The following is a 7,725-nucleotide window of genomic DNA, read 5'->3' on the forward strand; positions in this document are numbered from 1 at the left end:
AAACGGGCAAAACGCCCAAAACAAAGCGTCGCGGGATGGAGCAGTCCGGTAGCTCGTCAGGCTCATAACCTGAAGGTCGTAGGTTCAAATCCTACTCCCGCAACCAAAATCATACAGCAAAAGCAAGATGATAACGCCATAAGGGTCCATCCTTGCGTTTGAGGCGTAAGGCGTGGTGCTACGCTGGGGCTACGGTAGGAAGCAAAGGTAAGCACTCATGCGCATCCTCCACGGCCTAGGGAACCTCTTGGTTTATCAGATAGCGCTTGATCGAAAGGAATGCGGCGCGGCGCAGGTGACCGGGTATTCCTTTCAAAACACGGGTGCTGTCAGACCAATTTGAACTCGTCTCAGGAAAGGCAGGTGGTAATTTTCTGCCCTATTGTTCAACCAACGCCCCATTGCCTGTCGATCGGCATCGGCGATCTCCTTCATCGCAGAGCCGTACGAACGCAGCCGGTCCGTGACAATGCTATCAAGGGACCGGAATCAAACCGCAACAGGTCGATTAGCGCTCCACGATCTGTTCCGGCGCGAGACTTTCCCCGGCCATCACGAGTCGTCTCAGCACATCAACTTCGCAGATCTCGTCGACTTCTTTCGCGGCCAGTTGGTCCGCAAGCTTGACGCACACATCACAGATCGAGCAGAAGGCCTTTTCGTCCGGTGTGACGCCCTTCGCTTGCGCGAGGGCGCGATGCAACGCCTTTGGCCCAACCGCATTAATGTAGCGGAAATGGCTGCGTTGGCGCATATCGGCGAGCAAGTCCGACAGGGGGCGGTCATGAATGTTCCCCACTCGGAAAGAGGCAATCTTTCCTCCCGCGCAACAACAGGCCTGAAGATCGCCGTCCGGATAGATGACCGGGCGGTTTATGACCTCGTTGCATCCACCATTGGTATAGTACGACAGCGGTTTCGGGTTGAAATCGCTGATCTCCTGCTCTGCGCGACCAAGCCGCACGACGCGCCCCCATGACAGATGGATCTTTTCCAGCAGCTTGTGTGACAGGTCGATGTCCGTCTGCGCCTTGAAGAATTCGGCTTGGTCCAGTGCCTGAACGCGCGTGCGCTGGAAGCCGTAGAGAGTGCAGAACTGGTCCACCACATCGGTGTCATCGAGCACCGCCATGTTGACCACCACGTGAAATCCCAGAAGCTGTGCACAGTCGATGGCGTTGTGCAGCGTCTGCGCCTCCATGAATTCCAGATGCCAGACGTCGGCGCTGAAATTCAGCGCGTTGAGGCCCGCCTCCTGCATGCGCATGAGCACATCCAGACCCTGACCGACATCACGCGCCCAAAAGCCGTTTGTCACGACGCGGGTCGGCATCCCTTGATCGCGGCATCTTCGCAGCGCGCGTGCCAGAGTATCTGGATGCACGAAGGGCTCACCACCGGTGAAGACTATCAGGTCGGGCGGTTCGGGCAGGGCTGCGGCATCGTCGATCAGCGCCATCAGGTCAGGCTCGGCCATGCGGTTGCGGTTCTTTGGATGCGATAGAATTCCACAATGGCGGCATGCGATGTTGCAGGTGTGGGTGAACATGATGCCCAGCTCGAAGCTGGGTTTTTGCGGAGAACACGCGTTCATGTCTTGTCTCCCTTTTCGGTACTGGCGGTGGCTTCCAGATGCCGCGTTGTAATTTTCAGGGCCTGCGACAGTTCCTGCTCGTCCCAGATGCTCTGTGCATCGCTGCGCAGATCGAACAACCGCGCCAGCGCCGTGCGGTCTGCCGTTCCAAGGGTGTCTTCCGGCAATGGCAGCGAGGCGTCCTCCTCTATGATTTCGAAACGGCCGAAATCAAAGGGCTGCCCGGGCGCCCGCCTGACGGACACGACGCGTTCGCGGAGCCCGCGCTGATGCAGCGTATCGGCGCGGTGGTGGCAATATGGGTTGTTGCCCGGCCGCCCCATCAGACTGTGCGACGTCCATGTGCACCCGGCCTTGCAGCGGTCCGCGTGCATGCAGGTCTTGCAAAACCCCCAGAGATCGTCGCGGCTGCGCTCGTGGATGTGGGTGATTTCCGGCGCGGTCGTGAAAATCTCGGCCAGCGACCGATCCTTGAGGTTGCCGCCGGAATATGGCGCAGATGGCAGGGAGGGGCATCCCTTGAGCTTGCCGTCCGCTTCGATCCCGATGGAGGCGCGCCCTGCGCCGCATCCCGCCCAGACAAAGCCCATCTCGCCGCCGTAGCGAAGCGTGGTTTCGTAGGGGCCGAAATATCCGACATTGTTGCCGGGAAAAAAACCGATGCCGTTGGGTGTCAGCTTTTCCGTCTTGATCCAGGCCAATAGCGGGAACAGCTGCAAAAGTTCGTAGGGTTGCAACAGGAGCCCCGGACGGTCTGCCGCACGCCCCATGGGAACCGTCAGTTGCACCATCCAGGATTTGACCCCTCTGGCGATCAGAAAATCCGCGACGGCAGGCAATTCCGGCATGGTCAGGCGGTTGATTTGCGTGTTCAGCGCCACCTCGATACCTGCGCCGCGAATGGCATCTATGCTGGCCACGGCAGACTCCCAAGAGCCGGGTTTGCCGCGCTGACGGTCATGGGTTTGCGCCAGACCATCAAGCGAAACCCCGATCTTGCTGATCCCGGCCATGGCCGCTGCAAGGGCACGTTCCGACGTGAAGGCTCGTCCGCCGGTGACCATGGTACAGGCCATGCCGCGCTGCACAATACGCGATGCGAGCCTGTCCCAATCTGGGCGCAGATAAGCCTCGCCGCCGATCAGAGTGACCTCGCGTACGCCGAAATCGGCCAATTGATCGATCACGTCGAAAGCCTGCGCGGTGGATAGTTCGTCGGTGCGTGCCTTGCCGGCGCGTGATCCGCAATGACGACAGCCCAGATCGCATTGCAAAGTGATTTCCCACACCGCAACTGTGGGCGGAGCGTGAGAGCCCGCGCGCCACCGTTGCAGCTCTTCGGGATTGCCGGTGTAGGCGGCCCTTGCGTCGCTCATGGATCAAGCCGCTTCAAGAGCGCCTCAACCGTCTTGGCGTTCAACTCACCGACGGACACGCCATCCGGGCCCTTGATCGTAAAGGTCAGCAATTCCGGATCAAAACCGATGAGGTCCCGCAACCCGTGTGCCTGCGCCTCGGACAGCATGAAGTTGCTGCCGCCACTGGTCCCGGTGATGGTCGAAGTCACGACATTGGTTGCGGTCGTGCCATAGACCACCGCCGTTGCGGGGCCGTGCACGACACTTGCCGACACCGGGTCGGCTCCTTCGCGCAGGCGCACGATTGCGAACCTCTCCCACAGTTCGTTGGCTGTCAGCCGCGAGAGTTCCGCCTCGGTGCCCTCAAGGGTCTCTTCGCCTTTGCGAATCCGGGTCACCCGCTTTTCCAGCGCCTCCGGGTCAATCTGCGACGGCAGTTCCAACTGGTCCGGATCGTAGCCCGCTTCTCTCAGGACCTTGGCGGGGTCCTTGGCAAAGCGATCGCGGAACGCCTTGTCTTCGCCCAGGCGGGAGAAGAGCTCGCTCATGATGATGCCTGGCATCGTACCAATCCTCCTCTTGTCTGTCAGCGCACGCGCCGCAGAAGGGTTTCAACGGCGCTGGCAGGCAGATTGTCGATTGCGGTGCCGTCCGGGCGCGTGATCGAAAAAGTCAGGTCGGATTTGCGCAGGCGCATGATGCTGCGCAAGAAACGTGCCCTTTCGAAGGCGACGGAGGCCCCTTCGGAGGTCACGACCGAGGTTCCATAGACGACAATCGCGGTTGCCGTGGCGCCGGTCTGTGTCACCACAACCGAATTTGTCCCGCCATCATCGGGCTGCTCACGCTCGGCGATCACGCCAAAGCGCGACCAGAGTTCTTCGGCGTTCAGCCTGGCCGCTTCGGCGGGTTCGATCGCCCAGCTGGCATCTCCCCCGCCGAAGGCCGCCTTGATCTTGGCGTCCAACGTGTCGGCATCCACGCTTCGTGGCAGATCAAGGCGCTCCGGATCGATCCCTTCATTTCGAATGAACTCTGACGGGTTCTCGACGAAGGCCTTGCGGGCCTCCGGGTCCCGTGACAGTCTTAGAAATATCGACGAAAATCTTGGCTTGGGCATTTGGAAAGCTCCTTTCGTGTCGGGCGCCAAAGCAAGCAGCTAAGTTAAATCACCAGATTCCATTTTCGGCGCAGGGGTGGTTGGGTATCGTGAAACGTGGACGGAAAACGACTTTGCGGATCGGACGAAAAGCAGCCATCCTGGGTTTCCCGATTATCACTCTGGCGCTCGGCGTGCTTTGGCTGCCCTGGCTGCCCGATCAACTGGACATGCACTGGGGGGCGGATGGCCGTGTCACGCTGCGTGCGCCGACGGCTGTGGCGCTTTTGATCGTTCCGGCAATCGGTGCTTTTCTGGGCTTCGGGCTTCTGGCGTTGGGTCACCGTTGGCGCAGTCGGTTCGAGGGTAACAGTTTCCAGCTTTTCGAACGCTCGCTCGTAGGCCTGCAATGCGCGTTCTTGATCGTGCATCTGGCTGTGCTTGCTCTGAACGCGGGGTTTGCCATCCAGCCCGAGATGATCGGGTCGCTTGTCGCGGCCATTGCGTTTTTCGGGGCCGGACTGCTGATGCGGGACGCGGATCGCAACCCGCTTCTGGGGGTGCGCACGCGGCATACGCTGGCGGACGCGACTGTCTGGGAGGCCACCAACCGCCGGGTGTCGCTGTGGCTGCGGCTGGCGGCGTGTGTCTGTCTTCTGGGCGTCATCCGTTCGGACTGGGCGCTTTATGTCATTCTTGGCTCGGCACTTCTGATCGCAGTGGATGCCCATTTCTATGCGGCGCGCCTGTACCGTGAGCGGCATCCCGACGACGGCTGAAAAATCAGCGCGCATGCCGTTCCTCCTCCTGGCGGATCGTGCCCTGCCGTTCCGCGATCCAGTCAGCGATGGCGTCGACAACGGACTGCTCGACCTGCCGACCCGACTGGGCATAGTCGGCCAGTCCGCCGCCGCTGTCTTGAACCATCAGGTGATCCAGTCCGGGCAACAGACGGTAGGTCAAATCGAGATCTTCTTCTTCCGCCGCGTCCAGAAAGGCACGATCATCCGCGTCGAAAGCCTGTTCGTCCTTGCTACCGCGCATCAGCAGGATCGGCAGCTTTGTGCGCCTGATTGCCGTGACGGGATCATGGGCCAGCTGCTCGCGATACCAGCGCATCAAGTGGCGCTGCGCCGCGATCTTTGGAGGCAGAGCGGATTTGTCGGAGTCGGGGCCACGACGCACATGATCAAACAGCGCGCGCAGATCTTCCAGCCGCCGGGTTAGGACATCCTCGGAAAATGCCAGCTTGTCTGCCTGTGAGCGGACCTGATCGGCCAGCACCAGATCGATGGGTCGTGCGACCGTCGCCAGCAGGACGACTCCGGCCGGTTTCGGATCTTCCTGGGAAAGGATCAGCGCGACCAGCCCGCCCTGACTGTGACCGATGTAGTAAAGCGGCAGGCCCGCGCTTTCGGGCGCGGCACGCAGTGCGGCGACGGCGGCTCGGGCATCCGACAGCACACCTTCGAAACTGGGTTCGAGCATGTCGGTTCCAAGCGGCGTCACCCCTGCGCCCCGTTTGTCATAGCGCAGGGATACCACCCCGCGCTCTGCCAGCCCGTCCAGCAGTTGATGCGTTCCAAGATCCAGCAGCCCGCTGAACCCGTGCCGGTCGATCCGTCCGGACCCGGCAAAGTAGACCGCTGCAGCAAAGGCGGTTCCACCGTTCAGAGGCGCGGCGAGTGCAGCGCCATGCACGACATCGGGACCTTGGAAGCTCGTCTCCCGTAGGCGCATGCTTGCAGGAGGCGTATAGCCCCGGGGCACCTCGGCGGTGATGTCACCGGCGCGATCCGCCCAGATCGGCAGTGTAAAGGGCAGGTGCCGGATTTCAACGCCATCGACATCGACGCGCTCAACGCCGCCGGACTCGGCGCGGGTGATGGTCTCCCCAAAGCTCGACTGCCAGCCTGTTTCAGTGGGGTCCAGCGTATATTCGATCGTCTGCATGGCGCTCGGGGAAAGGAAACGGCCGACAAAGCCCGCGCCATCCCCGCCTGTGAGCAGGCGCACACACAGATCGAGTTGCGGAATCATATTTGCATCCAGAAGGAAATCCGGGGCGTCGATCGGCGCGGCGATTTCCTGGCCGGTGGCCAATGTCACCCTGACCTGTTCCCGGGTGATGCGGAACACCGCTGTTTCGCCGGCCGAGTGGACGACATAGCGGACTGGGGCCAGATCGTCGCGGCAGAGCATTTCGCAGCTGCGGTAGGTCACCGGCCCGGTCGATCCCGCCGCCGCCGGGTCGATCCATTGCAAAAAGCGAAACCGGTGCAGCGTTTCCCCAGGAAGGTCGTCGTCTTGATCCGTGCCAAGCAGTTCGCCCCAGCTTTCGCAGAACGTGGTGTCGTTCAGGCGCATGGCGAACTGAACGCGCCAGCCGGGCGCAAGGTCTTTGGATATGGACAGAAATCTCTTCATTGCGACTTTCTAGGGTATATACCACAAACCGGGTTCATCGACCGCGGCCACGTCGATAAGGTGTAGGTCCCCGACGGTGCGGTGTGCGGCGTGAAGGAAAAATGCACAGAGATGTGTGGCACCCTCTTCCTGCAGCATGTTGGCAAAGGCCTCGGCGATCTGCGCCGGTGGCACATCTGTGTTGCTTGATGCCGTTGCGACCAGGCCATCGAAATAATCGCTCCCCGGTGTGAGGAGGTGGTGCGACATGACGCTCATGGTAAGGCCAAGATCATGCGCCTCTGCCAGCGCCTCCAGCGTATCGAGCGTGGTCGGCAGGATGCCATCGCTCAGCGTGGTGCCGACGATCTGGGCATGACCGCCATCGGCAAGATGGACGGGAAGCCCGGCGAGGATTTTCTTTGTGATCACCAGCCCGTCACGACCGCCGTGTCCGACAAAGGGATAGGCGATCTCTTCGGGGAAGGGCAGGAGCGGCGGGTTTGCGGTGACGCTGTCGAAACGCCGTGTTCCAAGCGGCGCAAACAGCGATCCGCAAAGGATCTCAACCTTGTGGTCAAGCCGGTTCAGCGCCATGTTAATCCGCGCAAGATCGGCGGCCACCGGGTTGATTTCGACTCCTACGGAATGATCTGCAAACCGCGCGGCATGCAGGGTCTGGATGCCGGGACCGGCACAGAGGTCCAGCGCAGTCTTGCCGCTGCGCGGGATGCTGCGCATCAGCAGCGCGAGCGAGTCATCGCCAAAATAAAGTGTCGGGTTCACCTGTGGCCGCTGGCAAAAAAGCCAGTTCCCCTGCACCGGGAGAAGGACGAGGTCCGGCGTGTGCAGGAACCCCTGCGCAGTCTCGGACAACAGCCCCCGCGCCTTCAGCATCGGCACGAGGTCCAGCAAAGCGGGCGGCAGGCGCCCGGCCTCGACCGCTTCGCCAAAGAGAAACAGGTCGACCGATGCCCGCAGATGGCCTGGCACACAGGAACGCATGCGGGTCCAGCTTTGCAAACGAGGCGACAGCGGGTTGAAGCAGGCAAAGAATTCACCATAACCGAGTTCTGTCAGAGTATCTGCCAAAAGCGGCAATTTAACGCTTTCGGCTGTGTTGTTGATGATCGCATGTGACGTATCTTGAATGTTCATGGTAGGCCTCAATCAGGGTTTAGGGTAATTCGGCTCCCAGTGCGGCCTCCGGCGACCCGGTGGGGTAGGTCGTATCGTCGGCGCGTGCGCGCGCGGCGATGACATGCATG

At 61.2% G+C, this 7,725-nt stretch carries 7 protein-coding genes, 1 tRNA gene and 1 pseudogene; 2 read left to right on the forward strand and 7 right to left on the reverse strand.

All coding sequences use genetic code 11. The features are described 5' to 3' along the window. The first annotated feature begins 29 nt into the window (after positions 1 to 29). A tRNA-Met gene (locus LCF59_RS16995) sits at positions 30 to 106 on the forward strand. A 239-nt stretch (positions 107 to 345) separates the two neighbouring features. Here the strand turns inward: LCF59_RS16995 and LCF59_RS17000 are convergent. The 5 genes and pseudogenes from LCF59_RS17000 to LCF59_RS17020 all read right to left on the reverse strand — a co-directional run. Further along, positions 346 to 471, reverse strand: a pseudogene (locus LCF59_RS17000) (IS6 family transposase); the annotation flags it as partial. Positions 472 to 508: 37 nt separating this feature from the next. Beyond that, positions 509 to 1,594, reverse strand: a complete 1,086-nt coding sequence (locus LCF59_RS17005) for a radical SAM protein (protein ID WP_292288813.1) — start codon at positions 1,592 to 1,594, stop codon at positions 509 to 511. After that, positions 1,591 to 2,970, reverse strand: a complete 1,380-nt coding sequence (locus tag LCF59_RS17010) for a radical SAM protein (protein WP_292288814.1) — start codon at positions 2,968 to 2,970, stop codon at positions 1,591 to 1,593. The genes LCF59_RS17005 and LCF59_RS17010 overlap by 4 nt, the downstream gene beginning before the upstream one ends. Next, positions 2,967 to 3,515 (reverse strand): hypothetical protein, encoded by a 549-nt coding sequence (locus tag LCF59_RS17015; protein ID WP_292288815.1) that lies wholly within the window; start codon positions 3,513 to 3,515, stop codon positions 2,967 to 2,969. Before LCF59_RS17015 ends, LCF59_RS17010 begins: the two co-directional genes overlap by 4 nt. A 23-nt stretch (positions 3,516 to 3,538) precedes the next feature. Continuing rightward, positions 3,539 to 4,072: a hypothetical protein gene (locus tag LCF59_RS17020; RefSeq protein ID WP_292288816.1), complete on the reverse strand. Its 534-nt coding sequence runs from the start codon at positions 4,070 to 4,072 to the stop codon at positions 3,539 to 3,541. A gap of 113 nt (positions 4,073 to 4,185) precedes the next feature. On the opposite strand from LCF59_RS17020, the gene LCF59_RS17025 reads away from it, so the two are divergent. Continuing rightward, positions 4,186 to 4,830 (forward strand): DUF1648 domain-containing protein, encoded by a 645-nt coding sequence (locus tag LCF59_RS17025; RefSeq protein ID WP_292288817.1) that lies wholly within the window; start codon positions 4,186 to 4,188, stop codon positions 4,828 to 4,830. A gap of 4 nt (positions 4,831 to 4,834) precedes the next feature. Here the strand turns inward: LCF59_RS17025 and LCF59_RS17030 are convergent, their stop codons facing one another. Then, positions 4,835 to 6,478, reverse strand: a complete 1,644-nt coding sequence (locus LCF59_RS17030; RefSeq protein WP_292288818.1) for an alpha/beta fold hydrolase — start codon at positions 6,476 to 6,478, stop codon at positions 4,835 to 4,837. A gap of 9 nt (positions 6,479 to 6,487) precedes the next feature. Continuing rightward, a complete protein-coding gene (locus LCF59_RS17035) occupies positions 6,488 to 7,615 on the reverse strand; it encodes a methyltransferase (protein ID WP_292288819.1) in 1,128 nt (375 codons plus the stop codon). Between the last annotated feature and the right edge of the window lie 110 nt (positions 7,616 to 7,725).

The sequence above is a fragment of the Marivita sp. genome (assembly GCF_020055675.1).
GTDB lineage: Bacteria > Pseudomonadota > Alphaproteobacteria > Rhodobacterales > Rhodobacteraceae > Marivita.

What these genes read in the sequence shown, in the direction of transcription:
- LCF59_RS17015 (WP_292288815.1), bottom strand. Translation starts at nt 3,515, where the DNA reads ATGCCAGGCATCATCATGAGCGAGCTCTTCTCCCGCCTGGGCGAAGAC.
- LCF59_RS17030 (WP_292288818.1), bottom strand. Translation starts at nt 6,478, where the DNA reads ATGAAGAGATTTCTGTCCATATCCAAAGACCTTGCGCCCGGCTGGCGC.
- LCF59_RS17020 (WP_292288816.1), bottom strand. Translation starts at nt 4,072, where the DNA reads ATGCCCAAGCCAAGATTTTCGTCGATATTTCTAAGACTGTCACGGGAC.
- LCF59_RS17010 (WP_292288814.1), bottom strand. Translation starts at nt 2,970, where the DNA reads ATGAGCGACGCAAGGGCCGCCTACACCGGCAATCCCGAAGAGCTGCAA.
- LCF59_RS17005 (WP_292288813.1), bottom strand. Translation starts at nt 1,594, where the DNA reads ATGAACGCGTGTTCTCCGCAAAAACCCAGCTTCGAGCTGGGCATCATG.
- LCF59_RS17035 (WP_292288819.1), bottom strand. Translation starts at nt 7,615, where the DNA reads ATGAACATTCAAGATACGTCACATGCGATCATCAACAACACAGCCGAA.